30 protein-coding genes are annotated in these 25,012 nt (G+C 70.9%); 9 read left to right on the top strand and 21 right to left on the bottom strand.

Annotated features, from left to right (window positions below; translation table 11 throughout):
* Nucleotides 1–181 precede the first annotated feature (181 nt).
* From ACFC1T_RS09730 to ACFC1T_RS09700, 7 genes are all read right to left on the bottom strand, one after another.
* Nucleotides 182–1,042, bottom strand: coding sequence for a hypothetical protein (locus ACFC1T_RS09730; protein ID WP_375885818.1), 861 nt, complete (start codon nucleotides 1,040–1,042; stop codon nucleotides 182–184).
* Nucleotides 1,039–1,917 (bottom strand): ParA family protein, encoded by an 879-nt coding sequence (locus ACFC1T_RS09725; RefSeq protein ID WP_375885816.1) that lies wholly within the window; start codon nucleotides 1,915–1,917, stop codon nucleotides 1,039–1,041. The genes ACFC1T_RS09730 and ACFC1T_RS09725 overlap by 4 nt, the downstream gene beginning before the upstream one ends.
* Before the next feature lie 212 nt (nucleotides 1,918–2,129).
* Nucleotides 2,130–2,447, bottom strand: coding sequence for a hypothetical protein (locus ACFC1T_RS09720; RefSeq protein ID WP_375885813.1), 318 nt, complete (start codon nucleotides 2,445–2,447; stop codon nucleotides 2,130–2,132).
* Between the two features lie 115 nt (nucleotides 2,448–2,562).
* On the bottom strand, nucleotides 2,563–3,324 hold the full coding sequence (locus ACFC1T_RS09715) for a hypothetical protein (protein ID WP_375885810.1): 762 nt from the start codon (nucleotides 3,322–3,324) through the stop codon (nucleotides 2,563–2,565).
* Nucleotides 3,325–3,329: 5 nt separating this feature from the next.
* The gene (locus ACFC1T_RS09710) at nucleotides 3,330–3,674 is read right to left on the bottom strand and encodes a DUF3263 domain-containing protein (protein ID WP_375885809.1); all 345 of its coding nucleotides are present in this window, start codon (nucleotides 3,672–3,674) and stop codon (nucleotides 3,330–3,332) included.
* Nucleotides 3,674–4,234 (bottom strand): hypothetical protein, encoded by a 561-nt coding sequence (locus ACFC1T_RS09705; protein WP_375885808.1) that lies wholly within the window; start codon nucleotides 4,232–4,234, stop codon nucleotides 3,674–3,676. The genes ACFC1T_RS09710 and ACFC1T_RS09705 overlap by 1 nt, the downstream gene beginning before the upstream one ends.
* Nucleotides 4,234–4,683, bottom strand: coding sequence for a hypothetical protein (locus ACFC1T_RS09700; RefSeq protein WP_375885807.1), 450 nt, complete (start codon nucleotides 4,681–4,683; stop codon nucleotides 4,234–4,236). The genes ACFC1T_RS09705 and ACFC1T_RS09700 overlap by 1 nt, the downstream gene beginning before the upstream one ends.
* A 776-nt stretch (nucleotides 4,684–5,459) precedes the next feature.
* Here ACFC1T_RS09700 and ACFC1T_RS09695 point away from each other — a divergent pair.
* Entirely contained in the window at nucleotides 5,460–5,978 is a 519-nt protein-coding gene (locus tag ACFC1T_RS09695) for a MarR family transcriptional regulator (RefSeq protein WP_375885805.1), read from the top strand.
* Complete coding sequence (locus ACFC1T_RS09690) at nucleotides 5,975–6,385, top strand: MarR family transcriptional regulator (RefSeq protein ID WP_375885803.1); 411 nt, start codon at nucleotides 5,975–5,977, stop codon at nucleotides 6,383–6,385. Before ACFC1T_RS09695 ends, ACFC1T_RS09690 begins: the two co-directional genes overlap by 4 nt.
* Before the next feature lie 99 nt (nucleotides 6,386–6,484).
* Here ACFC1T_RS09690 and ACFC1T_RS09685 read toward each other — a convergent pair whose 3' ends face one another.
* Both ACFC1T_RS09685 and ACFC1T_RS09680 read right to left on the bottom strand, forming a co-directional pair.
* Nucleotides 6,485–7,123 carry a peptidase inhibitor family I36 protein gene (locus tag ACFC1T_RS09685; protein WP_375885800.1) on the bottom strand — a complete coding sequence of 213 codons (639 nt, stop codon included), beginning with the start codon at nucleotides 7,121–7,123 and terminating at the stop codon, nucleotides 6,485–6,487.
* Nucleotides 7,124–7,954: 831 nt separating this feature from the next.
* Nucleotides 7,955–9,871, bottom strand: a complete 1,917-nt coding sequence (locus ACFC1T_RS09680) for a DEAD/DEAH box helicase family protein (RefSeq protein ID WP_375885798.1) — start codon at nucleotides 9,869–9,871, stop codon at nucleotides 7,955–7,957.
* 447 nt (nucleotides 9,872–10,318) lie between these two features.
* On the opposite strand from ACFC1T_RS09680, the gene casA reads away from it, so the two are divergent.
* The 5 genes from casA to cas6e are packed head-to-tail and all read left to right on the top strand — an operon-like array spanning nucleotide 10,319 to nucleotide 15,117.
* Nucleotides 10,319–11,848 carry a type I-E CRISPR-associated protein Cse1/CasA gene (gene casA, locus ACFC1T_RS09675; RefSeq protein WP_375885795.1) on the top strand — a complete coding sequence of 510 codons (1,530 nt, stop codon included), beginning with the start codon at nucleotides 10,319–10,321 and terminating at the stop codon, nucleotides 11,846–11,848.
* A complete protein-coding gene (gene casB, locus ACFC1T_RS09670; protein ID WP_375885792.1) occupies nucleotides 11,845–12,411 on the top strand; it encodes a type I-E CRISPR-associated protein Cse2/CasB in 567 nt (188 codons plus the stop codon). The genes casA and casB overlap by 4 nt, the downstream gene beginning before the upstream one ends.
* Entirely contained in the window at nucleotides 12,408–13,499 is a 1,092-nt protein-coding gene (gene cas7e, locus ACFC1T_RS09665) for a type I-E CRISPR-associated protein Cas7/Cse4/CasC (RefSeq protein ID WP_375885791.1), read from the top strand. The genes casB and cas7e overlap by 4 nt, the downstream gene beginning before the upstream one ends.
* Nucleotides 13,496–14,350 (top strand): type I-E CRISPR-associated protein Cas5/CasD, encoded by an 855-nt coding sequence (cas5e, locus tag ACFC1T_RS09660; protein ID WP_375885789.1) that lies wholly within the window; start codon nucleotides 13,496–13,498, stop codon nucleotides 14,348–14,350. The genes cas7e and cas5e overlap by 4 nt, the downstream gene beginning before the upstream one ends.
* Nucleotides 14,347–15,117 carry a type I-E CRISPR-associated protein Cas6/Cse3/CasE gene (gene cas6e, locus ACFC1T_RS09655; protein ID WP_375885787.1) on the top strand — a complete coding sequence of 257 codons (771 nt, stop codon included), beginning with the start codon at nucleotides 14,347–14,349 and terminating at the stop codon, nucleotides 15,115–15,117. Before cas5e ends, cas6e begins: the two co-directional genes overlap by 4 nt.
* Nucleotides 15,118–15,260: 143 nt before the next feature.
* Here cas6e and ACFC1T_RS09650 read toward each other — a convergent pair whose 3' ends face one another.
* Genes ACFC1T_RS09650 through ACFC1T_RS09630 form a run of 5 tightly spaced genes read right to left on the bottom strand, consistent with a single transcriptional unit; the run spans nucleotide 15,261 to nucleotide 17,832 of the window.
* On the bottom strand, nucleotides 15,261–15,728 hold the full coding sequence (locus tag ACFC1T_RS09650) for an NUDIX hydrolase (RefSeq protein WP_375885785.1): 468 nt from the start codon (nucleotides 15,726–15,728) through the stop codon (nucleotides 15,261–15,263).
* Nucleotides 15,725–16,366: a hypothetical protein gene (locus ACFC1T_RS09645; protein WP_375885783.1), complete on the bottom strand. Its 642-nt coding sequence runs from the start codon at nucleotides 16,364–16,366 to the stop codon at nucleotides 15,725–15,727. The genes ACFC1T_RS09650 and ACFC1T_RS09645 overlap by 4 nt, the downstream gene beginning before the upstream one ends.
* 29 nt (nucleotides 16,367–16,395) lie before the next feature.
* Nucleotides 16,396–16,908, bottom strand: a complete 513-nt coding sequence (locus tag ACFC1T_RS09640; protein WP_375885781.1) for a hypothetical protein — start codon at nucleotides 16,906–16,908, stop codon at nucleotides 16,396–16,398.
* The gene (locus ACFC1T_RS09635) at nucleotides 16,905–17,375 is read right to left on the bottom strand and encodes a hypothetical protein (protein ID WP_375885779.1); all 471 of its coding nucleotides are present in this window, start codon (nucleotides 17,373–17,375) and stop codon (nucleotides 16,905–16,907) included. Before ACFC1T_RS09635 ends, ACFC1T_RS09640 begins: the two co-directional genes overlap by 4 nt.
* A 37-nt stretch (nucleotides 17,376–17,412) precedes the next feature.
* A complete protein-coding gene (locus tag ACFC1T_RS09630; RefSeq protein ID WP_375885777.1) occupies nucleotides 17,413–17,832 on the bottom strand; it encodes a hypothetical protein in 420 nt (139 codons plus the stop codon).
* 395 nt (nucleotides 17,833–18,227) lie between these two features.
* On the opposite strand from ACFC1T_RS09630, the gene ACFC1T_RS09625 reads away from it, so the two are divergent.
* Nucleotides 18,228–19,151, top strand: a complete 924-nt coding sequence (locus tag ACFC1T_RS09625; protein WP_375885774.1) for a phosphotransferase — start codon at nucleotides 18,228–18,230, stop codon at nucleotides 19,149–19,151.
* Nucleotides 19,152–19,188: 37 nt separating this feature from the next.
* The gene (locus ACFC1T_RS09620; RefSeq protein WP_375885772.1) at nucleotides 19,189–19,779 is read left to right on the top strand and encodes a hypothetical protein; all 591 of its coding nucleotides are present in this window, start codon (nucleotides 19,189–19,191) and stop codon (nucleotides 19,777–19,779) included.
* A gap of 9 nt (nucleotides 19,780–19,788) precedes the next feature.
* On the opposite strand, the gene ACFC1T_RS09615 is transcribed toward ACFC1T_RS09620, so the two are convergent.
* From ACFC1T_RS09615 to ACFC1T_RS09585, 7 genes are all read right to left on the bottom strand, one after another.
* Complete coding sequence (locus ACFC1T_RS09615; RefSeq protein WP_375885769.1) at nucleotides 19,789–20,001, bottom strand: hypothetical protein; 213 nt, start codon at nucleotides 19,999–20,001, stop codon at nucleotides 19,789–19,791.
* 50 nt (nucleotides 20,002–20,051) lie between these two features.
* Entirely contained in the window at nucleotides 20,052–20,330 is a 279-nt protein-coding gene (locus ACFC1T_RS09610; protein WP_375885766.1) for a hypothetical protein, read from the bottom strand.
* An 84-nt stretch (nucleotides 20,331–20,414) separates the two neighbouring features.
* Nucleotides 20,415–21,527, bottom strand: a complete 1,113-nt coding sequence (locus ACFC1T_RS09605; protein WP_375885763.1) for a hypothetical protein — start codon at nucleotides 21,525–21,527, stop codon at nucleotides 20,415–20,417.
* Nucleotides 21,527–22,165, bottom strand: a complete 639-nt coding sequence (locus tag ACFC1T_RS09600; protein WP_375885761.1) for a hypothetical protein — start codon at nucleotides 22,163–22,165, stop codon at nucleotides 21,527–21,529. Before ACFC1T_RS09600 ends, ACFC1T_RS09605 begins: the two co-directional genes overlap by 1 nt.
* A 22-nt stretch (nucleotides 22,166–22,187) precedes the next feature.
* On the bottom strand, nucleotides 22,188–22,997 hold the full coding sequence (locus ACFC1T_RS09595) for a hypothetical protein (RefSeq protein ID WP_375885758.1): 810 nt from the start codon (nucleotides 22,995–22,997) through the stop codon (nucleotides 22,188–22,190).
* Between the two features lie 79 nt (nucleotides 22,998–23,076).
* Complete coding sequence (locus ACFC1T_RS09590) at nucleotides 23,077–24,732, bottom strand: fibronectin type III domain-containing protein (RefSeq protein ID WP_375885755.1); 1,656 nt, start codon at nucleotides 24,730–24,732, stop codon at nucleotides 23,077–23,079.
* 83 nt (nucleotides 24,733–24,815) lie between these two features.
* Complete coding sequence (locus ACFC1T_RS09585) at nucleotides 24,816–25,010, bottom strand: hypothetical protein (protein WP_375885752.1); 195 nt, start codon at nucleotides 25,008–25,010, stop codon at nucleotides 24,816–24,818.
* Nucleotides 25,011–25,012 lie beyond the last annotated feature (2 nt).

Below are 25,012 nucleotides of genomic sequence, written 5' to 3'. Positions count from 1 at the left end.
CATCGGGGTTGGCCGTAGTGCTACCACCCTTCGGCCGCTATACCCGCGCGCCGGTTTGGAAAAAACCCCTGCGGCGGCGTACATGGGGGGGGGGTCGGGACCAGTTGGTCCCGACCCCCCGGCAATGCGAACGGGCCGCCACCCCGAAGCGGGGATGGCGGCCCGTCAGGGACCTATCAGGTCAGTCCTCCGACTCGACCTTCATGCGTTCGGCGACCAGGTTCAGCAGCTCGTCGTTCTCGGTCAGCAGGTCGAGCAGGTTGTCGACCAGCTCCCGGCGCTGGATCTTCTTGGTGCGCCCGGACAGCTCCATCAGCTTCTCGGTGCGCTTCTCCAGGCGTTCGTTGCGGGGCCTCGGTGCCGGGGGGCGCCGCTCGATCGACTTCCGGGAGCGCGGCGCCTCGCCTTCCTGCTTGCCGTAGCCGAGTTCGTCACGGATCTCGGTGAGCAGCACCGCGGTGACCTTGCCGTCGCCGCGCTTCTCGGCCTCGTCCCACACCTCGCGGACGGCGTCTTCGCCGTTGACCTCCAGGACGTCGCCGAGCGGCCGGGCATGCGACTCGATCAATGAGTACTCCTTGCCCTCCTCGATGGGCCCTTCCAGGACCTCGGCGACGTCGAGGCCGACGATGTACCTGTTGATGGTGCGCAGGGAGATCCCGAGGTGGCCGAGGTGGGCCGGGACGTACTCCTCCCAGCTCAGCTTCTCGACGAGATTGAGGTTGCCCCCCTTGATCGCGCGGGCGGAGGCGGCGATCACCCAGAACGCGCGGCGTCCGAGGTTGGAGCCCTCGCGGATGTTCCGCTCGCAGGTGCGCAGCGCCTCGACGGCTTCCTTGGTGATCTTGCCGTCCTTGCCGACGCTCGCGGTCGGGATGGCGGAGAGCTGTGGCAGTACGTCGACCTTGAACGTCTCGGGAGCCGCGGGGGCGCCGTTGTGCTGCGCCGGCACCGGGGCGCCGTTCATGAGTGCGCCGAGAACGGGCCCGGTTCCTGCCGGGGCGACGCTGCTCTGGACGACGGGACGCGGGTTCTTGGTCATCGGCGGCTCTTCTGGCGCGGGAGGTTGGCGAGGAGGATCTGGGCGAGCTGGTCGAAGTCGGAGGCGGTCTGCCCCTCCGGGTCGTACACCCGGGTGGGGGTGTTGGTGAGGGGGGCTTCGGCGGTGCGGACGCTCTTGCGCGCGGGGAGGATCACGGCGTCCGGGTAGTCCAGGGAGAGCTGCTCTCCTATGTCGCGGGCAAGCTTGTTCTTCTCCCAGGCGGTGAGCACGATGCCGCGCACGCGCAGGTCCGGGTTGTGGATGGTCTGGACCAGGGAAATGGTGCGGTTCAGGCTCGCCATGGCCTTGCTGTCCAGGCCGCCGATCGACAGCGGGACGATGGCCGTGTTCGCGGCGGTGAGGCCGGCGATCAGGAGGTTCCCGAGGGCCGGCGGGGTGTCGATGATGTTGACGTGGACGGGCAGCTTGGACTGCTTGGTGGCCATCGCTAGGACGGTCTCGCGGCCGACGAGGGTGTTGTCCGTCTCGACCATGCCCAGGTTGAGCAGCGACGGGACGATGTACAGGCCCTGGACGCTGGTCGGGTAGGTGGCCTCGTCGAGGGTGGCGGTGCGCTTAAAGACGTCGAAGAGGCTCTTCATCGTCTCCAGGGTGGTTCCCTCGGGCAGCACCGGGTTCATCCAGTCGCCGAGCGACCCTTCGAGCTGCGGGTCGCCGTCGATGATGCGCACCGTCAGGCCTGCGGCGACGAAGGCGGCGGCCAGCTCGACGACGGTCGTCGTCTTCCCCGCACCGCCCTTCTGATTCGCCACCACGATGACGATCTGCTCGGTACCCGGCGTCGGGATGGGCAGGAACGTCCGGGGCAGCCGGATGGTGGGACGCCAGTCCTGAAATACGATCTCTGTGTCCAACTCCCCTACGATTTCGAGGAGTTGACGATTGGTCGGCAGTGGGCCGAGAAGGGTCGCGGTCATCGGTTACTCTTCCTGTGTCGCGGCCCCGGGCGTCTATCTCACGTTCGGGGCCGCCAGCACGTTACCGCGACTGGCCGATTTTGATCACGACTTCGGACATACCACGCCGGATGATCATCAAATTCGCTTACGCGCCCACGCCTCGCACGTCACCGCGGCCTCGGGTACCAGACCGTTGCCGGATCCTCACCGGCACGCAGGTAGCGCCCCAGCCGAGGAAGATAGGCAACCGGCTGCCCAGGCTGCGCCACGGCCGAGTAGGTGATCTTCCTGCCCTCGATCCGGTCCGCCACGTAACCGAGCAGCCCGCACCCGGCCACCCACGGCGCACGGTCGCCCGGGTGGAACACCACCTCGATGTCCTTCTCCCGTGTACGCATCCGGGCATTGACGACGGCTTCCAAGACGGCCTTGCCCAGCCGCCCGTACGCCTGGTAGACGGCCTGCTGCTCGTCGCTCCACACCACGGGGACCCGCTTCTCCCTGGTGGCCCGCCTGCCCGGCCCGTTAACCAGCGGCTCGGCGGGGCGCCCCCGAGGGACGCTGTACCGGATGCTAGCAGCGAAGACCGCTGCGAGAGACCTAAGCGCCCCGATGGGGGCTCAGGAGGCTTCGCAGCTCGATCTGGCGCTCCCGCTTCGGGCGTCGCCCCGCAGGCGCCACACGGGCCCCTCCAGGGTCCTGCTGCCACTGCTGTGCGGCGAGGACACCGGCCAGATCGACACGATCCGCGCGCACGGGTTCCGCCGGGGCCTGCGGCAGGGCCGGCTCCTGGGCGTCGTCGTGGCCTGCGGCACCCGGCCTCGGCGTCTTCGGGTCCAGCAGTGCCGTCAGGCGCCGCATCGGGTCGAAGGTCTGCTGGCGCGTCGGGGGAGCCCAGGCCGACGTGATGCCCCGCAGCCGGTTCCACTCGCTCAGCCCCGACTCGTACACCTCCAGCACCCGGGCCGTGTACGCACCGGCCGGCACCACCCGGGCGTCGGCCACGTCGAAGAACTCGGCGCGCAGCGCCGCCGGGATCTGGTAGGCGCCGTCCCGGTCGGCGTCGCGCCACAGCGCGGCGAACACCGACAGTGTCCCGAGCGGTGCGGGGAGCTGGTCGAGCTGGAACAGCTCCACGACGTCGGTCGGCTCGACGGTGGTGAGCGCGGCGTCGCCGACGACGCGCACCGCGGCCTGGAGGACGCTCTCGTGGCCGAAGACCCTGCTGGCGTGCACCGCCCAGCGCCGCGCGGAGTTCCCGGCGCGCACGGGCTCGTGCAGGAGCACCTGGCCGGCGCGGTTGGTGACGATGACCGCGACCCCGTGAGCCAGGGGCGGCGGCGTGGGTCGCTTCATGTCCATGCTGTTCAGAGTAGGTCGCCGGTCGGTACGTCGTCGGTCGGCACGGCGAAGCGGTACCGCCGCTCGGGCGCGCGCTCTTCGAGGACGCGGCGCGAATGCCGGGCCCGGTCCACCATGGTGCGCAGGACGGCGAGCTGCCGGGAGCAGCAGGCGGTGGCCTGGGGTGAGGGGTCGTCGGCGAGGCGGACGGCGACCTGGTAGAAGCGGGTGGCGCTCAGGCCGGTGCGGCGCCGGATCAGGCGGTCGCGGTCGGCGGCCGGGGTCGTGGCCACGGTGTTGGCGCAGGAGATCACCGCGCGGTCTACCTGGGGGAGCTGGCTGAACGCTTCGTAGTCTTCGCCGTCGTCCATCAGTCGTCATCCTCTTCCTCGCCCGCGGCCTGCATGCGGGCCATCTGGGCGGCGAAGTCGTCCACGGACATCATCGGGGCGGCCTGTGTTCCCCGGGCGGAGGCCGGCGGGGTGAAGATCTTCGCCTCCATGCGTGACCAGTCCTCCTTCTGCTCGCAGGTGTCGGCCAGCCAGGCGAGGACGGAGGCGCAGATCATGGTGGCGCTGGAGTTCTCTGGGCCGAACGCCTTGGCGGTGCACCAGGGGGCGTAGGCCCTCCAATGGCTGACGGCGGTCGAGCAGAGCCTGACGGCCGCCCACCAGGGCACGCCGTAGATCTCTTCGGCCAGGCCGACTGCGATGCGGTGGCACTGGGCGAGGTTGAACGGGTCGTCGGGGTCGGACAGCCACTGCGAGACGGCGTCGAGGGAGTCGGGGTCGAGGGCCTTGGGGATGATCTCGGCCCACGCTCCGGAGGACGCCCAGCCCACCGCCTGCCAGCCAGTGAACGGTTCCAGGCACAGCAACACGTCGTCGACGGTGAAGCACAGCCCGGAGCCGTCCACTGGCCGGCCGAACATCAGCGGGTCCTGCGGGTTCCGGCGACGGCCTTGCGCGGGGTGCCGCGGCCGGTGGTGGGGATGCTGGTGGTGCCGGCCTGCTGCTGGTCGCGGCGCTGGCGCCGGTTGAGGCTCGGGCCGTCGAGGGCGGCGAAGTGCTGGCTGATGATGTCGCCGTAGCGCTGGCCGATCAGGGTGGTCGCGCGGATGACCTTGAAGACGTCGACAGCGGCGTCCTCGGGGTCCTTGACGCGCTCGCGCAGCTCGGCGAAGTCGGCGTGGCTCATGGTCGCCTGGAGGAACGTCAGGGCGGTTTCCTCCGACGCCTCGTCCTCCATGCCGACCACGGCCGCCCACACGGACGGCTCGGGGGAGGAGAGCTTGTAGGTGCGGCCTCCGATGGTGAGGTTCGCGTCGGGGATGTCCGGGGCGACGTAGCCTTCGTCGGCGTCGATCGAGAAGTGGTCCATGCTGGCGACGGTAGGAAGGCCCGGGGACAGGTGCGGGGTGGTGTGATCACGTCCCGGTTGGCTGTCCCCCGGGTGGCCCATTCCCCTGGTGACCGTTCGGTCCTGCTCGGGAGGGTGGTGCCCTGGCCATGGCGTGGTCACCCCCTGGACCGGGCACCGTCCGGTTCGAGATGCGGAGGCGGCTCGTCCCAGCCACGTGCCGGCCTTCGCCCCGGTTGCCGTTCCCGTCGTCAAGGAGCGCCCCCGGGCGCGACTGGCTGAATGCCGCCAGCGCCCCCCGGGCGCGTCCGGCGGCGTTCAGGGCGAACGGGCGCCAGGGGTCTGGGGACTGCTGTCCCCAGCGCGCTCCCGGGCGCGGTCCCGGGCGGGGATGTCGGGGCTGGCCCCGGCTGCGGCGCTCGCGCCGCTGGGCCTGGCACCCTGGTGGTGCACGCTGCGCCGGGCGCCCGGCGCAGCAGCCTGCCGTGCCGAGCTTGCTCGGCGGTCGTGACCTGTGCTATCACGCGTGCGCGTTCTTAAATACTTTGATTCATGCCCCTGACCAGCGCTTTTGCTGGCGTAAGGGTGCGCTTGCGCACCCGTATCGGTGCGGAAGCGCACCCTTAGCCCCAAAGTCACCATGGCCATGCCAAATGTGGCGGGCGTCCTGTTGCCTTCGCATGCTCAAGCGAGGGTAGTGTTGGCGATACGGCAACCACGGAATTTGCCGCCGTAAGGGTGTGTAGTCAGATAAGAAGGGTGCGGAAACGCACCCTAAAGGCGACGGAGGGGAGTGCATGCCGCGCAAGGCGCAGCAGGGCCAGCTCGCACTGGTGGACATGGGCACCGGCGAGCAGGTCAAACAGGTCAAGGTGATGCCCAGGACGCCGCCGAGCTTCGACGGCAAGGCGTTCACCATGCAGTCGAAGGGCGCCGACACCCCGCTCTACTCGCTCGGGCTGACGGCCAACGAGTGGGCGATCCTCGACTGGTTGAAGGAACACGGCGCGTCCTCGGGGCCGATCGCGGTGAAGAACGCGGTCATCGCCACCGAGATCGGGTGCTCCGAGCACAACGTGAAGATCTCCCTCGCCCGCCTGGTGAAGATGGCGATCGTCCTGCGCACCGCTCCGCGCAGCGCCACCTACTGCCTCACGCCGCGGCGGTTCTGGGAGGGGGAGGGGGCGCAGCAGGTGCGCACGGTGGCCCGGCTCGATCCGCCGTCCGTGAGCGCGGCTCCCACTCCGCCGGCCAAGTCCCGGCGTACGTCCAAGCGCACCGCGAACCCGAGCACCACGGGAGGAGAAGACCGATGACCATTCAGTTCGATCCCGCCATGGTCAGCGCGCCGCCGCTGTACAGCCTGAACCTCTCCGCCGCTGAGCGCAGCCTGCTCGACTGGATGGAGCGCAACGGCTTCCTGCTGGACGTGAAGCACCTGGATGCGAAGGTCGCCGCCGAGGCGATCGGTGTCGTACCGAACACGGTGTACGTTGCGGCGCGCCGGTTGGCCGGGCTCAAACTGCTGCTCGGCGGCGGTGGCGCCTACCAGATCAACGCGCGGTACTTCTTCGCGACGAATCCCCTGGTCCGGGACCTGCTGGCCAAGGCGATAGAGGCTCCGGAGATCCAGCCGGACGCGCGGGCCGCAGGACCGCGCAAGATGGGCAACATCGCGGCGCGTCGTCGCCGTCTCATCCGGCCCGTGAAGGACACGGCCTGACACCCGGCGTTCAAGCCGACGAACATGGCGAGGGGCCCCGGCTGGTGCCGGGGTCCCTCGTCATGAACGCGCCTGTCCAGCGGGCGGACAGCCGTGTCGCTAGGCGCGGACGGCCCAGAAACGATCGGCGGCCTTGTCCTGGGCAACGGTGCGCGACATGCTCTGTGGTTCCTCACGCCACAACAACATCCACTTGCCGCTTCCGGCATCTTTGTCGACGACGATGGCCAGGCCGCTCGTGGTGTTGACCCAGGCCGAAGTCTGCTTACGGAAGCCGTAGTCGTTGAAATCGACCGGCTTGTCCTCGTGGGCGAAATTGAACTGGAGGCGCCGGCCGCCCCAGTCCTTTTCGGAGTAGAAGCAGTAGTACGAAGGCTCACTGCCGCTGGGTGTCGGGCAGTTGTGCCAGTCAGGATCCGTGGTGATGCGCAGGTCACGGTGGTCGCCACTCCAACGGGGCGCCACATCGGAGCCGGGCAGCGGCAGCACCACGACTGCGCCGTCCGGATAGGTGATCTCGTTCTGCGCGGTCTGCCGGCCGCCCTTACCTGCCGCGAGCTGCGCGTTGACGGCCTGCTGGAGGTCGTCTCGGTCTCGGCCGCTGAGGGAGCTGATGGCTGCCTGTGTCCGGGCCGCGGCGTGATCGGTCGTGGCTTCGACCGTCAGCGGCGCGACGACGAGTGCGAGGGCGATGCCCGCGCGGACGACGCGGGATCGGAAGGTCGGGATCTGTGCCATGGGCGACACCGTAGCGGTGCGCACACGGTGAGTGATGCGAGGTTCACGAACGGGGGACAACTCCCGTGCCGTACAAGGCGCACAGCACCGTTTCGGGGGATCCCCGAGAGATCCGATTCGTGGGAGGAGCGTCCTGGTCAGTGGTTGTGGTGTGCGCCCCTCGCTGGGTGCGGCGCAGGCGCACTGGGGGCTCTGGCAGCAGCCAGAGCCCCGCTTCGAGATTCCCGCGCGCTGCGGGCTCGTTGAGGCGCGACTCCTCGAACAGGCCGAGGAGCTGGTCCACTTGAGGCGATCCCGGTACTGCCGGGGGTCGGGACCAGTTGGTCCCGGGCGCTTGGCCCGGAACCGGTGCGTCTCCGGAGGAGGATCCGGCGTCCAGGACGGGACCAGGGTGCCGGCGGCGGTAGCCGGACGTCGGAGTCCGGGTGATCGCGTGCGATGCCCGCGAGGTGCGGGCCGGCCGGTAGTCCACCGGCGTGGATGGTGCCCGAGATCGGACGATGCCGCTCTGCGGCGCCTCAACGATCACCGAGGTGCACGCTCACTCGTGATGGACGTGCGATGCCCGCGCGGTGCGAGGCTCCGGTACCCCGACGAGGGCCACCGTTCCTGGTGATGGACGTGCGATGCCCGCGCTGTGCGGGCCGGCTCCCTGCCGAAGCCTGGTTGGTGTGCCATCAGGGCCGATTCCCGCGCGTGCGGGCCGTGGTGCTGTCTCGTGACTCCAGCTAGTCGAGGACGAGACGATCACCCGGGTGACGGGTGAGGCACCACGGTAGCGGTGGCCCCTTCGTCAACGGTGCGGTACGGACGATTCCGGCGCGGTGCCGGTCACTTGACCGTTCCGGGGACGAGTTCCCGAAGACGGCTCAACGTACGTTCGGCGACCCGGCGGTGGGGGATCTTCCCGACCCAGATCCCGATGGGGAAGTCGACACCGTCGCTGGTCGGGAAGCGCGTCCAGCGGTGGATCTCGGCGCCGGGGTACTTGGCCAGGTAGCGGCCGATGGCGTCGAGGGCCTGCTCGTCCTCGCTCGGCCGCGACTTCGGGATCGCGATCGTCCACTCCCACCACGGGCCCAGGCCCTCGAACGCCCGCACCACCCGGCGGTCCAGGCGCCCCGACGCATGCTGGCGGCGCAGGGACCGCAGCCGCTGGCCGATCTGGAAGCCGCCGAAGGTCTGGGTGGCACGCGGGTGGACGTGGCCGTGCTGCCGGAAGAACTCGCGGGTCTTCGCGAGCAGGGTGAACCAGCTGCTGGTGGTGCGCTCGACCACGTGCGTCGTGATGTGCCGGGCCATCATGGCGGGAATCGAATCCGGCAGCATGATCCGCACCAGCCCGCCGCTGGCCTCCTCCATGTCCTGCGGCGACATCGGTCCCATCTGCCGCATCCGCGCCAGGCACTCGTACATCAGGTCGTCGGACTCGGCGAGCGCGGTGAGCACCTGGTAGACCGGCGCGAACGCGGACGCCGTGATCGCCGTCTCCGCGCTGACCATGCTGGTCTCCGGATCCGGCACGACCACCGCCAGCAGGATGTACGCCTTGCGGCCGTTGGGGCGCATCACCCGGCCGGCCGCCTGGGTGATGGGCCCGTGGCCGCTGCGGTGCTGCACGAACATCGCCGCGTCGATCGCCGGGCTGTCGATTCCCTCGTTGAACACCTGGCAGTTCGACACCACCACCCACTTCCCCTCAGGGGGGTTGCCCAGCAGCGACAGCGCCGCCGACCGCTGCTCGTGGCTCTTCGTCCCGTCGACGTGCAGGCACAGCACGTCCTCCTCGGGGCGTTGCGACGGGTCGAGGAGGTCCATCACCCGGCTGAACTGCGCTGTGAACTCGACGGACTGCTCGATCCGGTTGTGGAACGCGAGGACCGAGCGAATGCCCTTCTCCCGGGCGGCGCGGGCGAGCGCGATCTGAGCCGCGGCCATCTCCACGTCCAGGTACGTGCCGTCCTCCAGCTCACCCTGCGGCGTCTGCTCGATGAAGGCCTGAACCTCGCTGCTCGTCACCGCGTACACCAGCACCTCGTACGGCGACAGGTAGCCGTCACGAATCGCGTCACGCCAGGAGTACTCGCTGATCGACGGCCCGTACGCCTCATGGCTGTCCATGGAGAACACCGGTACCGGGTCGCCGCCGTTGGGGTCGGCCTGGACCATCTTCGGCGTCGCGGTCGCGCTGATCCGGAAGTCGGCCGGGATGCGCTCCTGGTCGAGCGCCATCGACCACGCCTTGTCCTTCACGCCGGCCGTGCCGTGGGCCTCGTCCAGCACGAACACGTTCAGCCTGCCGACGAGGACCAGGACCTCCTCAAGGACCGGCAGGCTCGCGTACGTCGTGAGCACGAGCACCGGGCCGCGGGCCTGCCCGGCACAGATCGCCTCCGCGGCCTCCTCGGGATCGGTCGTCACCGTGACCTGGTCGGCCAGCTCGGCCAGCGCGTCCGGAACGTCGTCGTCGCTGATCCTCTTGTCCGAGCAGATCGCCACCGCCGTGAACGGCCGCCGCGTCTCGCGCCGCCACGCCTTCAACGTCTGCGCGATCAGCTGGATCCTCGGCTCCGCGACGCACCACAGCGGCGCCTCGACCAGCTCGGTGACCTCCTCGGTCAGGCGCTGCGTGGTGAACGTCTTGCCGGTCCCGCAGGGCAGCGGAAGGAGCACGCGGGAATGGCCGGTGCGGTGCGCCGCGACCCCGTTCCCGACAGCAGTCTCCTGGTAGTGGCGCAGCTGTGCCACGGGCTTCTCCCCGGGTCGATCATCGAGGCGCCCTCGCGGCGCCGGGCGGACAGGAGTAGTTGACGGAAAGTGTCCCCCCGAGGGACCGCACGCGCACGGCTGGCGCCTGGCGCGGGCCGTGCGGGACGCGTCCAGGCACGGCGTGAACACGGTGCCCGGACGCGGGAGATGCCCGCGACTGCGGGAGAGTGGGTTCTACCGAACGGAAAGACGAATGATCTCCGCCGCTGCGGAACCGACGCTCGATTTCCCCTGATGAGTAGGGGAATCGGCGTTGTCGGTGACCATCGCCGTAACGCTGAGGCCAGATCACGCTACGCACGATAGCAGTCCGCTCGTGAAAGTTTTTAACTCATTCCGTTCTTTTGATACCACAGCCCAAAAGGCTGTATGGTTCCGGTCACTGGCAGTAGCCAATGTGCTCAACAGGACAGGATGTGAGGGGACTTGAGCGCCAATCTGGCCACGGATCCGTGGCTCAGGACGATCGACACCGAGGGGCGCCGCCAGGTGCTCTCACTGGCCGACGCCTTCGAACACGCCCACCGCGTCGGCGCCCTGGGCGACCCGCACCCGCTCCAGCGCGGCGCCACCCTGCGCCTGATGCTCGCCATCGCCTACACCGCGCTCGGATCGCCCGCCGGCCACGGGGCCTACGTGCAGCAGCACGCCGCCGGCCTCGACGGCCCCAAGGTCGCCGAGTGGCTGCGCCTGAACGCCGACCGTTTCGACCTGCACCACCCCAGCCACCCCTTCGCGCAGAACGCCGCGATGCGCGGTGTCGTCGACGAGCCCGGCGTCGTCAAGCCCGCGACGATCCTGCTGCCGCACGCCGCCGGCGAGGGCCCCACGCTCTTCGACCACCGCCACTCCCACAGCGGCGTCGCCCTCACCTGGCAGGAAGCCGCCGTCGCGCTCCTCGCGCGCCAGATGTACAGCGTCGGCGGAATCCAGCCCTTCACGGCCAAGCCCTTCGGCGCCGTCGCCCGCACCGGCAAGCTCGCCGTCTGCACCCGGCGCCCGCTGTGCTACGCCGAAGGCCGCACCCTCGCCGAGACGATCGCGCTGAACCTGGTGCCCGTGCCGAACCTCGGCGCGTTCAACTACAGCTGGACGAGCCGCGAGAAGCGCACGATCGGCGCGCAGCGCACCCCGGACGGCACCGTGGACGCCCTGACGTTCCTGTGCCGCTCGATGATCCTGCTGCCCGATGAGGACGGCCTGATCCGCCGCGCCATGATGTGCGAAGGCGAGCGGTACGGCGCCGGCGGCGGCGACGACGCGGCCACCAAGGAGCCGACCGACCCCGCGCTCGTGCCCCACACCCTCCTCGACGACAGCGACATCCCGCTCAACGTCTCCACCAAGCGCCCCGTGTGGCGGATGGTCCTCTCCGCCGCCGCGACCCCCGAACGCAAGGGCCTCCTCGGCGCACTCGAGGACCTCCCCGAGGCGCAGCGCGGCCACGTCCGGCTCACCGTCATCGGGCAGGCCACCCAGAAGTCGCGCATCGACGGCCACGTGGTCGGCACCGTCCCGCTGCCCGTCAAGGCGTTCTACGGCGAGCAGGCCACGGCCGTGGACAAGGCGATCCTCGACCAGCGCTCCACGATCTACAAGGGCGCCCTCGCCGTGGGCGCGGCCGTCCACGCCTCGACGAACTCCGCTGGCGACGTCGCCAAGCGCGTCAGCGAGACCACCGGCGTCGCGTTCACCCGGGTCCTCGCCCGCGACGTGCCCCAGCTGTTCACCGGCACGCTCACCATCGACGCGTTCTGCAAGAACCTCGCCGACGAAGGCGACGCCGCCCTGGAGGTCGGGGCGGCCCCGTGGGAACCGGCCGCCCGCTACCAGGCCGGCGCCTCCGCCGCGGCCGCCGTCACCGGCACCCGCGACCGCGCCGAGAAGCGCCGCCAGCGCGAGGCCACGAAGGCCGAGAAGGCCACCCCCGCCCCCGAATCCGAGGAAGCAGCGTGACCACCACAGCGCCCACCCCCCTCGTCACCCTCGAAGACCGCGCAGCCGCCTTCGCCCGTGACCTGGCCCGTGTCGTCCACTCCCGCGACATCTCGACCCTCAACGCCCTCACCCAGTGGGGCCGCATCCCGACGTGGACCCCCCGAACGGTCAACGTCGTGCGCCACGCCACCGCGGACGAGTTCGAGGCGTTCTCCCTCGCCGCGATGTGCTTCGCCCAGTTCCACCGCAGCGCCGACAGCATGCACCCCGGGCGCCCCGGAACCTCGATCGGGCGCGCCGCGCGCCAGATCGGCAGCAAGAAGACCGGCTACGGGCCCCAGTTCGGACCCGCCGTCGACGCGTTCACCCGCTGCCTCACCGCGCCCACGCTCACCGACCTCGTCGAGCCGCTGCGCGCCCTGATGGCGCGGATCCCCTCCGACGGCCACCCGCCGCACTGGATCACCCTCGCGATCGACCTCACCAACCTCGGGGGCGCCGGCGCCGACACCGTTCGGCTCGCCTGGTCCCGCGACTTCCACACCAACCGCTCCACTCAGGACAAGGACACCCAGTCGTGAAGTTCTCCCTGCACGCCCTGCACGCCCTGCCCGCCAACCTCCTCAACCGCGGCGACGACGGCGAGCCCAAGACCATCAAGATCGGTGGCACCCTGCGGCTGCGCAACTCCTCCCAGTCGTGGAAGCGCGACATGCGCAGCTACAACCGCGCGAACGGCGCCGGCGACCTGACCCACGCCATGCGCACCCAGGAGCTGCCCAAGCTCATCATCGACGCCCTGGTGGAGCTCGGCCACGACCGTGACGAAGCCGTCGCCAAGGTCTACGAGGTCATGAAGTCCCGCGGCCTCAAGGTCAACGACAGCGGCAAGACCGCCGTCATGCTGTTCCTCCCCGAAGGCGCCGAGGAGCGCGTCGCCAAGGTCATCTCCGAGGACTGGGACGAGATCCAGATCGGCAAGGGCGCCCCCGAGGCCACCGTCGAGCGCGTCACCAACCAGTTCGACGAGAACCGCAACCTCGACCTCGCGCTCTACGGCCGCTTCCTCGCCGAGGTCTCCGGCAGCACCATCGACGGCGCGCTGTGCCTGGCCCACCCGATGGGCGTCGACGAACTGAACGTCGTCTCGGACTTCTTCACCGCCGTCGAGGACCGCGGCGACAGCGAGCGCACCACCAGCGGCATGATGGGCAGCGTCCCCCTCACCAGCGGAATCTTCTACCGCTACGCCGCCCTCGACCTCGACATGCTCGCCAAGCGCTACGAAGGCGACATGGACGCCGTGCGCACGACCGTCCAGGCCGTCACCGACGCGTTCACGAACGCCATGCCGCAGGCCAAGCGCACCAGCACCGCCGCGTTCACCTCCCCCTCCATCGTCATGTCCGTCCTCGGCCGGCGCCCCGTCTACCTCGCCGACGCCTTCACCAAGGCCGTGCGCTACAACCCGGCCGAGCCCGAGCGCGACACCATGACCATCGCCATCGAGCGCCTCCTGCACGCCCACGACCGCTCGGTGCGCCGCAACCCCCGCGTCTACGAGGGCAACGGCCTGCTGCTGCCCCTCGGTGTCGACGAGACCTCCCTGCCGAGCACCGTCGCCGACGTCGTGGAGACCGTCGAAGACCTCGCCGGGAGCGTGAAGTGACCTCGTCCCTCCTGCTGAGCCTTACAGGCCCCATGCAGAGCTGGGGCGTGTACGGGCGCGGCCACGCCTGGCGGGACACCCATACCCACCCCACCAAGAGCGGCGTCACCGGCATGTGCGCCGCCGCGCTCGGCATCGAACGCGGCGACGACATCAGCCACCTCGCCGCACTGGACTTCGCCGTCCGCGTCGACCGCCCCGGCGGCCTGCTGCGCGACTACCAGACCGCCGGAAGCGGCGAGATGCCCCTGCTGGCCGGCGACATGTTCGCCGACCCGCAGCTGGCCAAGGCCACCCCCAAGGGCGAGACCGTCCCGACGAACTGGTCCTACGGCGCGCCGCGCCAGATCCAGGACAAGGGCACCCACCTGAGCGCCGCGTACCCGCCCAAGGGGCGCCAGGTCGTCCCGATCGAGCGGTTCTACCTCTCCGATGCCGTGTTCACCGTGGCGCTCGGCGGCGACCGCGAACTCCTCCAGACGATCGCCGACGCCTTCGACGAGCCGGTCTACGTTCCCGTCCTCGGCCGGCGAAACTGCCCGCCGACCGGGGACGTGGTGATCGGCATCGTGGACAGCACCCCGGTGGACGCCCTCGCGGACGCCGAACGCCACCCGCGCGCCGACCGCGGCCTCCTGACAGTCTGGACCACCTGCGCGCCCGGCGAGCCCGGCGCGCAGGCCGTCGCGGACGACCCGGAGGTGTTCCGCTCCGGCTACGTGGACCACCTCCTGCGCTACGAGAACCAGCGTCCCGTCGACCCGCCGGCCTCGACCGACGAGTACGAGATCGACGAAGCGCAGCCGACCACCGAGGCCGACCCCATCGACAGCCTGTGGGAGGCACCGTGAACACCCCGCTCCTGCGGCGCAACATCGTCACCCTCGACATGTGGGATCCCGGCGTCCGGGCCGCGTACGCCGACATTGACCTTCTCCACAAGGCCGTCGTCGCGCCGTTCACCGCCGACGTCGAAGGACTTCACCCGGCCGAGATCCCCGACCTGTGGGGAGTCGGAGCCACCGAGCTGCGGACGCTGCCGGTGCGTGCCAACAACCGGGTGCTGTTCATCGCCCGCGTCTACAACCGCACCATGCAGGTGATGGTCCAGCAGTACTTCCCGGCCGGCACCGAGGTGACCGATGCCGACTGGGACCGCTTCCCGCTGCCGGTCGTCTCGAACCAGGTGATCAACCTGAGCGGCGACCAGGTGCAGCTGGAGAAGGGCACCCGGGTGGCCTTCGAAGTCCTGCTGAACCCGGTCAGCAACGTCCTGTCGCGAGAGAAGCGGGACGACGGCCGCTTCAAGCGCGGCGCCAAGCAGATCGCACGGCACCGCGAGGTACCCGGATGGCTCGCCTCACGCGCGGACCGTACCGGTCTCGACATCGACATGGACAGGCTCATCGTCGGGAACCCGTCCCGGATGGAGTCCCAGTCGAAGGCGCAGCCCTCCACGGAGCAGGACGGCAAGAAGCAGGTATTCCGGGCGACGGTCTACCGGGTGAAGGGCTACGCGACGGTCACCGACCCCGATGCCCTCGTCGCCGTCCAGGGAACGGGCCTGGGCAGCTCCCGCACCTGGGGGTGCGGTCTCCTGCTGGTCAAGCCTTTCTGACCTGCGGGGAGACACAGCACGGTGGCGCACCGCTCGTCAGCGGTGCGCCACCGCTGTCTTCTGGCCGCACAGCGCGGCGATCGGCAGCTCCGTAACGTCATCGCCCACGACGTGGGCCTGACGCCCCGGCACGCGCCGGGATCTCAGCCGTTCGGGAGGCTCGTCCCGAGCTCGGGCGGCAGCCCCCTCGCCGTGTTCCACTGCCGAAGGCCCATGCGGTAGCGCCACACCACCGGCGCCAGGTGCTCCGTGAACCGCAGCACCGTCGCGTCGTTCGGCGTGACGAACCGGGCCTCCACCGCTCCGGGGAACTCGGGGCGCTCCAGGCTGTCGTCCCAGTAGGCCCCGAAGACGTCGAGCCGCGCCACGGGCGCGCCGGCCGGGCAGTCCACGCTGAACAGCTGCATCACGTCGGAGAGCGCCGCCGACGAAAGCCGCGCCTCCTGGACGAGCCGCACCGCGGCCTGCAAGCCGTTCTCGGCGCCGCGCGGCGGGCTCCACAGCACCGACCACGGATGCAGCTGCCCGCGAGGGGGAGCCGTGGCGCGGCTCTTGTGCACCAGCAGACGCCCGTGCCGGTCCGTCACCAGCACCGCGGTCCCGGCGCTCATGAGGCACGCTCGATGCGCCGCGGCCCCTGCCAGGCCGGCGCGGCGCCCAGGTGCGCCCCCAGGCGGCGCAGTGGTGCCCGAGCGGGCGCCGCCGAGGCCGCCGCCGGGGCGGTGGCCTCGGCAGCGGGCGGGGGAGTCTCGAGGACGGGGTCGCTCCACGGCGTCGTGATGCCGCGCACCCGGTCCCACTGCGGGAGGCCTTCGCGGTAGCGGACCAGGACCGCCGCCGCGGTGAAGCTGGCCACCAGGTGCAGGGCGGCGTTCGGCCCGACCCACTTCGTCTCGGTGCTGCCCGACATCCGTACGGCCGCGTGCGGTGCACCGCTCCACCCGGCCGCGAAGACGGCCAGGCGCCGGGAGGGCTCCTCCAGCCCTTCGAGGTCGAAGAGGTAGACGAGGTCGGACGGGTCGACACCGGCGTTCAGGCGCAGCTCGGCCAGGAGCCGGACGGCACCCTGGAGGGGATTCTCGCGGCCGTGCAGCGGCGCGCACGGCACGCGCCACAGGTGGACCTGCTGGCCGGGGGCGTGGAAGTCCTTGTGGACCAGGATCTGGCCCAGCCTGTTGGTGACGACCAGAGCGACGCCCTGGTCGGCGAGGATCCGGGGCGGTGCCTTCGGCGTGCTGCTGGGGGTCACACAACCAGCGTAGGCCGCGCGGGGGCGGCTCAGGGGGACGGCACGGCGTCGCGCGCCCGGGTCGGGAGCGTCCAGATCCGGGCGCGGGGGAACGTGCCGCCGTACGGCAGCAGGAGGATCCCGTGGATACGCCACTGGCTGACCACGGTGTACACGGTCGGATCGTCATCGTCGTCCGCGACCGGCACGATGGCACGGGCCGTCACGACGTCGTCGAGCTGGAGCGCGGCGGGCACGCCGCCGTGCGCGTGCAGCCAGGCCGTCTCGGCGAGGAAGCGGCCATGGCCGGTGTCGTGGAAGTGGCCGGCGGCGTGGATCGTCGTCTGCTGGAGGGTGATCTCGGTGACGGCGCCGGCCTCGACGAGTCCGCCTTCGTCCGGGTCGAACGCCATCAGCGGCAGCGGCAGCGGGCGCGCGAGCAGCGATCCGCTCGGCGTGAGGAGGACCGTGCGGGAGCGGTCGGTGGACGGGGTGTCGGTCTGGCCGACGATGCCGGCCCAGGCCGAGCCGGGCGCCGGGGCGGTGAAGGTGTCGGTGCTCACGCCCGGAAGCTACCAACGGGGGGCATCGGGGTGGGGTTGCGCCGGACGATGAAGCGGCCCTGGAGCGGCAGCAGCGACCTGAACGCCCAGTCCTGCGCGTGCTGGCCCCGCACGTACTTCTTTCGGAGGAGCTTGCCGTCGCGCTTGCCCCGGAATACCAGGTGGCTCGCCCGCTTGGGCCGGATCAGGTCGTGCCGCGGCCCGTACAGACCGGTGCCCTGATCCGTCCACCAGGCCCGCAGCCGGTCCGAACCGACCGACATCCGCACCTCCCGGCCCGGGATGATCTCCTCCGACACGTCGATCGACGCGACGAGCTGCCCCGTCGACTTCGGCGCGAGGGCGTGCATGTTCGCGAACACCTCGGCCGCCGCTGCCGCGACGTACCGGTAGACGGGCCCGTCGCGGCCCGTCAGAAGACGGTCGATCTCGACCTCGTTGAGCTGCAACCGGAACGTGCTCACCATCCCAGTGTCCGCTACCCGAAGGCGCCTGTCCCGCAGGTCAGGCCGCCGCGGCCGAGGCCACCAGACAGGTCATCACCAGGTCGCGGTCCTGCTCGCCGATGGCGTCGATGAGCAGGTCGACGGCGGCAAGGTCCTCCCTGTACAGCTCGTAGGAGATCCGGGTGCACACGTCGAGGGCGGCCTGCGCGGCCGCGGGGTCCGCACCAGGGGGGAAGGAGACCGCGTGCAGGGAACGCAGCTCGCGGACGGTCGTCCGGCGCGTGCCGTAGTTGCCGCCGATCCGTTCTTCGGCGAGGCCGGCCAGGTGCACGATCTGGGCGCTCCACCAGTACGCTTCGCTGCCTCCGGGGGGAACGGCGAGGGCCTGGAGCGCCTGCTGGTGGTCGCCCTCGCGTGCGTGCTCCATCGCGGCGAGCGCGGCGGCTTCGATGACATCATCGGTCGGGAACTGGCTCATGGCGCGCACACTCTCATGCCCCCGGCGCGGACGGCCAGTTGCTGCGCCAGGACGTCCAGCACAGCCCTCGCACCGCGCGAGGATCCGCCGGTGGACACCCCCAGCGCGGTGTCCTTCCGTCACCGGGCCGCAGCAGCGGCATCCCCCTTCCGAGGAGAACCCCTCGATCTCCGGGCGTTCCCCCGACCCGCACCGCGCGGGCCCGCACGACCGAGGGCCGGCGCTGGAAGACAGCGTCGGCCCCGGCGCGGCCCCGGAACCGGAGGACACCACATCCACATCGGGGGCGCCAGAACCGCGTCCCCGATGGTAGAGCACCGACGTACCGCCCTGCGGGGAGTGCGCCAACTCTCGCCACCGGAAACACAGTTGGCTGTATGAACTGGAGGGTGACCATGGACACCACATCGCAGCGCGACACCCGCGCCATCACCACCACCCCCACCCCGGCAGACCTCGACCTCCTGCGCCGCATCTGCGCCCACACCGGCCTCGACGCCGACGCCGCGCAGCCGATCCGCCTGGCCGCCAACCACCTCTGGTCCGCCGGCGACGTCGTCATCCGGATCGGGCGCCCCGGCCTACAGGAGGTCGCCGCCAAGGAAATCGCCGTCGCCCGCTGGCTCACCGCCAACCGGATCCGCACCGCACGCCCCTACCCCGGCCTCCCGCAGGCCGTCGCCATCGAAGACCGCGCGGTCACCTTCTGGCACAAGATCGACGCCCAGCGCCCCGGCACCCCCGCCGAACTCGCCGCGGCCCTCGCCCAGATCCACGCCCTGCCCGTCCCGCACTTCCTCCACCAGCACCACTTCAACCCCCTCGACCGGCACCTGCGGCGCCTGGAGCGCCTCACGATCCTCGGCCCCTCCGATCACGCCTGGATCAGCCGCCACCTCCACCGCCTCCACGCCGCCTGGAACGCCGTCCCCGCCCACCTCTCCCACGTCCCCCTCCACGGCGACGCCAGCACCAGCAACCTCGTCGTCGACACCGCCGGGCGCCCCCACCTCATCGACTTCGAGAGCAGCACCAGCGGCCACATCGGATGGGACCTCATCCCCCTCCTGTCCTCCCTCCTCACCTACAACGACAGCCGCCGCGCCGACTACGACGCCTTCACCACCGCCTACGGCCTGGACATCACCACGCTGCCCCACTGGGAACTCATGCTCGACGTCTACGACTCCAAGGCCGCCACCTGGGCACTCGACATCGCCTCACGCAATCCCGCGCTCGCGCCGCTCGCCCTCCACCGGCTCCACTGCCTCCAGGGCCACTACGGACTGCGCCCGTGGAACTGGGAACCGGTCCGCTGACCCCCCGTTGTCAGACCCCTCTGAGAGGATCCGCCCCATGACCGACAGCCCCGACTTCGCCCCGTCCCGGGGATCCATCACCTGGGAGACCGCCGTGTCACCCGAGACGGACACCGACGTGCCGGCCCTCATCAGCTGGTGGCACCACCCCGACCCGGACGACCCGGCCGTCCAGGAGCAGATCGACTTCGGACGCCGCTTCATCCGCGCCACGCGCATGCACCAGCAGATGCAGCACTTCCTGACCGACCGCGACGGCAACGAAACCGTCCTCGAACTGGCCGGCACCACCGCACGCGTCCTCAACCACCCCATGGTCGACGCCATGGAGGGCAACCCCGAGATCCCGGTGCACGACCCGTTCCCCCACCGCCTCGGCCACGCCCTCGTCCACTCGGACATGGCCATGTTCGTGTTCGTCGCGCGCCCGCTGCCCCACGCCCCCACCCTGGAGAGCCTGTACGGGATGCCGGACCTCGGCATGGCCCGCATCCGCACCCGCCACGACCAGGCCGCCCGCGACCACTACGCCGAACCCGCCGTCGACATCGAGCAGATGCTGCTCGACGAGCCGGACACCGCCAAGCGCAACGCCCTCAGCTTCCTGCTCGGCTACAGCCCCTTCTGAACCCGGCGCTCAGCTCGCCCGGCGCACGGCCACCTGCTGCGCCGTTCGATGGGTGTGCGAGCGGCTGCGGAAGATCGCCTCCCGGGCCTCCCGGATCGCAGCCGCCGCCACCGGCGACATCTGCCGCACGACACCCGGCAGCGGCACGCTCAGCCGCTCCATCCACTGCTCCTCGCACCGGCCGGTGCAGCGCCACACCCGGAACGTCGCGTTCTCCTCCACCGCGCGGGCCTCCACCCGGCACCGCGGGCACTTCGGAGCCCCGGCCGCGCTCACCGCGGCTCTCCCGGATCCGCCGGCACCCCCGCGAACCGCGCGTGTGCCTCCCCGAACTCGGCCAACGCCGCCGAGGCAGCCGCGCACGCCGCCGTCAGCGCCGGCACCACGGTCTCGTGGAACGCGCGCAGCACCGCGAGCGCGTGCCCGAAGGAGTCCATCGCCGCCTGGTACTCCTGCGGGGTCAGCGACCGCGCCCCGGTGCCCCGTGGCACGAGGCTGTCCGGGCCGCACGGCACCTCGCAGTCCGCAGGCGTGATCGTCGTATCGGTCATGGCCACATGGTGGACCGCGCCGTTACTCCCCGTCGTCGTCCTTCACCCGTACGGCGCAGCAAATGCGCTCACCTGGGCCGCGATTCACCGCATGTCGAGGCCGGCCGGCCACCCGAGCCAGCCGGTGTCCGGGCTGGCGCACAGGAACGTCAGCACGTCCACGCCGCCGGGCGTCGCGGTGAGCACCGGCGCGACGCCGCGCGGCCACGCCAGCGCGGGCGGCCACGTCACCGCGCGGGCACCCTGCTGGTCCTGGCGCAGCACCAGCGTGAACGCGCCGCCCATCACCGGGGCCGGGAGCGTCAGCGCGCAGTCGGCGGTGAGGGTGAGGTCGTGCAGGGTCGCCGAGCGCAGCGACACCAGGCGCCGCGAGGCGCCAGCCGACGACACGGTGCTGACGGACTGGACGGTGGAGGCGGTCTTCGGGGGGTCCCAGTGGGCGCGGCCGTCGCCCTGGTGGTAGGTCAGGACGGTGCCGTCCGCCGGGGTCGCCGGATCGACGGTGATGCCGTTGATCCGGCGTACGGACGGGTTCGGGTACTGGTCGTCGAGGTCGCCGCTGGCAGCGGAGCCCTTGGCGATGTAGGAGGCGTCCGCGCGTGCCCGCTCCACGGCGAGGCCCTGGTCGGTATAGACCTTCGCGTCCGAGGCCAGGTTCGCGGCGGTGCCGGCCGGGTCCGCGCCGACGTTGAAGGCCGTCAGGTTGATGACCGGGCCGGGGATGCCGTTGACGACGACGTTCGCGGCGTCGCCGCGGTCGCCCTTCGGCCCGGGGGGTCCGGCGGGACCAACTGGTCCCGGCGGCCCGGCAGGGCCCGGGACGAGGACGTAGTTCCCCGCCGAGGGGTCGACGGGTGCGATATCCGTCAGGTCCACGACGGGCGTGAGCTGGGAGAGCTTGACGCCGTAGGAGCGCTTCACCCCGCAGATGTTCTCGGTGAACGTGTAGGTCCAGTCCGAGGGGTTCATGCCGGCCAGGTCGTTGGGGACGAGCTTGACCGCGAACTCGCCGCACGGCCCGAGCGGCACCGTCAGCGTGCAGGCGAGGAACACCTTCTTACCCGCGATCGACACCCGCGGCGGCATGCAGATCGTGATCGAGTCGCCCCGGTCCCGGGCGCCGAGGTCCGCTCCCCGGAAGCGTCCGGTGACCGTGACCATCGGGATGTCCGGGACATCGCACACCACGGCGGCCATCAGACGATCTCCTCCCAGTAGGGGATTCCCTCGTCGGTGGTGCGCATCTTCCAGCCCGGCGCGGCCTGGCTCTGCCCCGGCTCCGGCGGCAGCGGCGTGAAGTTCGCCGCGAACTGCAGCACCGACGCCACGCAGCCGCCCATGGGCCCGATCGGCTGCCCGGTCGCCAGCTCGATCTGCTGCGACGCCAGGACGGGGCAGCACACGAGCACGCGGCGCAGGATCGCGTCGTCGTACATCTTCGAGATCGCGTCGGCGTTGCGGTCCGGACAGGTCAGGATACCGTCGCCGACCGAGCGGATGCACCGCCAGATCCCCACCTCCCAGGTGATGCGCCACTGCGGGACCAGCGAGCACGCGTTGCGGCGCCGCGCGGCGGCGGTCCCCGACACGACCAGGTCGTAGCGCACGACCCGCGCCCACGCCCGGCCCACGCCCTCGCTGCCGTCCGGCATCGTGCAGGTGCAATCGCAGCCGTCCGCCGGCAGCGTCCGGTCCCCGTAGTGCAGGCAGCAGTCGCACACCGGCCGCCCGGCCTCCGTCGCGTACCGGCACACGCACGCAATCAGCCGGTCCGCGACGCGCCGCACCTCGTCTACCCGCGGCGCGCCCTCCGCCGGAGCCTGCTGCGCTGCCATCTCCTCCACGGCATCCAGCCCTTCACCGAGAAGACGGGTAGGGAGGCCACAGCATGCGCCGGGACCTGGTGTGCGGGAAGTCGGGACTCCACACCCCGGGCGCGGTGCGCAGCGCCCGGGGATTGACGATCTTGAGCCACCGGTCCACCTCGTCGACCCCCGTCAGGCCCATGTCGAGCCAGCCGCGGGGGTCGAGCATGTCGTAGGTGATTCCCTCGCGGGTGATCTGCTGGACGGGCCCCGGCAGGCGGCACTTCTGGCCGGAGCACTTCTTGAACAGCTCGTTCGCGAGGACGCTGTGCGCCGTGACCCCCAGCGGCGGGATCGCCCGGCCGATCAGGTACCGGACGCTGAACGTTCCGACCTCGGTGTCGGCCTTGGCCATCTCCTGGCACCACGGCCAGCATTCGCCCTCGGTGCGCACGAGGAACCGGTTGTCGTCGACCCGGTAGGAGCTCGGGACGACCACCTTCCCGTCGATCTTCACCTCGAGGATCTGCGCGACCGGCGACGGCAGCTCGACCTCGCACAGCGGCGAGCACCCGCAGTCCGTCGCGCAGCCGTTTCCGCAGACCATGTTGACCCACTCGCCGCCGCCCAGGTTCAGCGGCGAGACGACCGACCCCGTCCCGTACGGGCCGATCCCGTTGTAGCCGTACGGCGATCCGTACGGCCCGGCGTAGGCCCCGGCACACGCCCGGCGGCAGGGACGCACGTAGCGGTGGCACAGCCCGAACCGGCCGCCGGTCAGGGCCCGCAGGATGTCGGACGCCTGCTCGGCGGCGACCTGGTGCTGCGGCGTCCAGCACGACGGGTCGGCAGGCCAGTCCACGCAGCGCGTGTCGATCGGCCAGGTGCAGCAGGTGCTCTGCGACGGGCCGCACGGCACCCCGGGGGCGGGTACGGTCACGTCATCCCGCCGATCCGCCGGACGCCCCGGCCGTGATGCCGCTGGCCGGCGTCGTCCAGTCACCCGTGGTGGAGCCGGAGTACGCACGCACCCGCAGGTCGTAGCCCGTGTTCGGCTTGAGGCTGCCGATCTTCGCGGTGAACGGCTGCGGGAGCGCCCACATGACGTCGGGGGCGTCGATCCACGTCCCGGACCCGGTCTCGCGGTACTGGACCTTGAACCCGTCCGGCTTGAGGCCGCTGGTCGGGTGGTACCAGGTGAACGTGAGGCTCGTGGTCGTGGTCTGGTTCTCGTCGTTCCTGAGGTTGCGGGGGTAGTCGACCTTCGTCGAGGTGGTCGTCAGCGTCACCCAGTCCGTCCACGTCGACCACTGGGAGCCGAGCTTCGAGCGCACCCGGCCGCGGTAGACCGCTCCGGACGAGGCGTTGGTGAGGCCGAAGTACCGGTTGCCGGCGGAGGTGTTCTCGATGCTGCTGCTGAACGAGCTGCCGCCCCATGCCTCGCCCCACTCCAGCTGGTACCCGTCCGGCGTCGGACCGGCGGCCGGCGGATCCCACGTCCAGTGGATCTCGTGGGAGGGGGTGTCCGGCGTCCCGGCTTCGGTGATCTTGAGGTTCGTGGGGACCTGGGGCCCCTGCGCGCTGGGCGTGCGGTCGATGATCGAGGCCCCGTTGCCGCGGCCGGGCGACGGCGTCGAGGTACGCACCGCGACGACACGGATCTCGTACTCGGTGTCAGGGTTGAGGCCGGTCACGGTGTAGGCGCGGGCGGTGGCGTCGCTGGTGGTCACCGGCGTCGACCAGGGGCCGCTGCCGGCCGGGGTGCGGTACGTGATCTCGAAGTTGTCGATCGGAAGCCCGGTGCCCTGGTCCCAGTTCCAGGAGACGGCGATGCTGGTGGTGGTGTGCGTCGTCTCCTGGAGGTTGTAGATCGACTGGACGGTCCCGGTGTTGGTCTGGGTGACGGCCGGGATCGACACGGCGGTGGACTCGGTGCGGTCGCCGCTGGTGATGTTGACCGCGACGACGCGGATCTCGTACGCGGTGCCGGCCGTGAGCCCGCTGACCGTGTAGCTGCGATCGGTGGGGGGCCGCTGCGCCGCCGTGCTCCAGGAGCCTCCCGACACGCGCCACTGGACCTCGAACCGGGTCGCGTCCAGGTTCGTGCCCTTGTCCCACACCCACTGCACGGTGATCGAGTTCGTGGTCGAGGTGCGGACCTGGAGTCCGGTGACGGGGTTGACCGTGGGGGCGGGCACGACGTTGTCGGTCGTGCCGGTGACGGTGACCGATGTCGACTTCACCACCGGCGGTCCGGCGTTCACGGCGACGACTTCGACCTCGTACGTCGTACCGGGCTTGAGGCCGGTCAGCGTGTACTCGCGCGCGGTCTCGTCGTTCTCCGTCTGCACGGCGGACCAGGTGCCGCTGCCGGCCGGGGTCCGGTAGCGGATCTCCCAGCTCGTGACGGGCTTGCCGCCGCCCTGCTCCCACGTCCACGTGACGTGCATGGTGTCGTTCGTGGTGTTGGCCACGGTCAGGTCGCCGACCGCGCTGACGTCGGTGGGGGGCGTGATGGACTTGCCGGCCACGGTAGCGGTCGTCGTGGCCTTCGCCCCGGCGCTGGTGGCCGTCACGGTGTACGTCTTCGTTGCCATGGTCCCCGTCTCGCCCTTCGCGGTCGGCGGACCCGGGCGGCCTCGCGCACCCCTGCGGTGGCCACCCGGGAGATTTCACCGGCTCACCGGCTCTTCGTCGCCCTGGCCCGCGTACGCGGCTTGGGCGTCGGGTCCTCGGTGGTGCCCCCGGCGGCGTCCTCCACAACGCCGCCAGGGGAGTCCTGCTGTTCTCTGGCCGGCACCGTCACTTCGATGGCGTCGGCCTGGGCGCCGCTGGTGACCTTGACGGTCACCAGCGGGAAGGCGTCATCAGGCACGG

Source organism: Kitasatospora sp. NPDC056076, assembly GCF_042266305.1.
Lineage (GTDB): Bacteria > Actinomycetota > Actinomycetes > Streptomycetales > Streptomycetaceae > Kitasatospora.
This window is presented reverse-complemented; position numbering and strand designations above follow the sequence as displayed.

What these genes read in the sequence shown, in the direction of transcription:
- ACFC1T_RS09730 (WP_375885818.1), bottom strand. Translation starts at nt 1,042, where the DNA reads ATGACCAAGAACCCGCGTCCCGTCGTCCAGAGCAGCGTCGCCCCGGCA.
- ACFC1T_RS09635 (WP_375885779.1), bottom strand. Translation starts at nt 17,375, where the DNA reads ATGGTGAGCACGTTCCGGTTGCAGCTCAACGAGGTCGAGATCGACCGT.
- ACFC1T_RS09650 (WP_375885785.1), bottom strand. Translation starts at nt 15,728, where the DNA reads ATGAGCGCCGGGACCGCGGTGCTGGTGACGGACCGGCACGGGCGTCTG.
- ACFC1T_RS09690 (WP_375885803.1), top strand. Translation starts at nt 5,975, where the DNA reads ATGACCATTCAGTTCGATCCCGCCATGGTCAGCGCGCCGCCGCTGTAC.
- ACFC1T_RS09625 (WP_375885774.1), top strand. Translation starts at nt 18,228, where the DNA reads ATGGACACCACATCGCAGCGCGACACCCGCGCCATCACCACCACCCCC.
- ACFC1T_RS09685 (WP_375885800.1), bottom strand. Translation starts at nt 7,123, where the DNA reads ATGGCACAGATCCCGACCTTCCGATCCCGCGTCGTCCGCGCGGGCATC.
- ACFC1T_RS09705 (WP_375885808.1), bottom strand. Translation starts at nt 4,234, where the DNA reads ATGTTCGGCCGGCCAGTGGACGGCTCCGGGCTGTGCTTCACCGTCGAC.
- ACFC1T_RS09610 (WP_375885766.1), bottom strand. Translation starts at nt 20,330, where the DNA reads ATGACCGATACGACGATCACGCCTGCGGACTGCGAGGTGCCGTGCGGC.
- ACFC1T_RS09630 (WP_375885777.1), bottom strand. Translation starts at nt 17,832, where the DNA reads ATGAGCCAGTTCCCGACCGATGATGTCATCGAAGCCGCCGCGCTCGCC.
- ACFC1T_RS09715 (WP_375885810.1), bottom strand. Translation starts at nt 3,324, where the DNA reads ATGGACATGAAGCGACCCACGCCGCCGCCCCTGGCTCACGGGGTCGCG.
- ACFC1T_RS09620 (WP_375885772.1), top strand. Translation starts at nt 19,189, where the DNA reads ATGACCGACAGCCCCGACTTCGCCCCGTCCCGGGGATCCATCACCTGG.
- ACFC1T_RS09695 (WP_375885805.1), top strand. Translation starts at nt 5,460, where the DNA reads ATGCCGCGCAAGGCGCAGCAGGGCCAGCTCGCACTGGTGGACATGGGC.
- ACFC1T_RS09700 (WP_375885807.1), bottom strand. Translation starts at nt 4,683, where the DNA reads ATGGACCACTTCTCGATCGACGCCGACGAAGGCTACGTCGCCCCGGAC.
- ACFC1T_RS09605 (WP_375885763.1), bottom strand. Translation starts at nt 21,527, where the DNA reads ATGGCCGCCGTGGTGTGCGATGTCCCGGACATCCCGATGGTCACGGTC.
- ACFC1T_RS09600 (WP_375885761.1), bottom strand. Translation starts at nt 22,165, where the DNA reads ATGGCAGCGCAGCAGGCTCCGGCGGAGGGCGCGCCGCGGGTAGACGAG.
- ACFC1T_RS09590 (WP_375885755.1), bottom strand. Translation starts at nt 24,732, where the DNA reads ATGGCAACGAAGACGTACACCGTGACGGCCACCAGCGCCGGGGCGAAG.
- ACFC1T_RS09710 (WP_375885809.1), bottom strand. Translation starts at nt 3,674, where the DNA reads ATGGACGACGGCGAAGACTACGAAGCGTTCAGCCAGCTCCCCCAGGTA.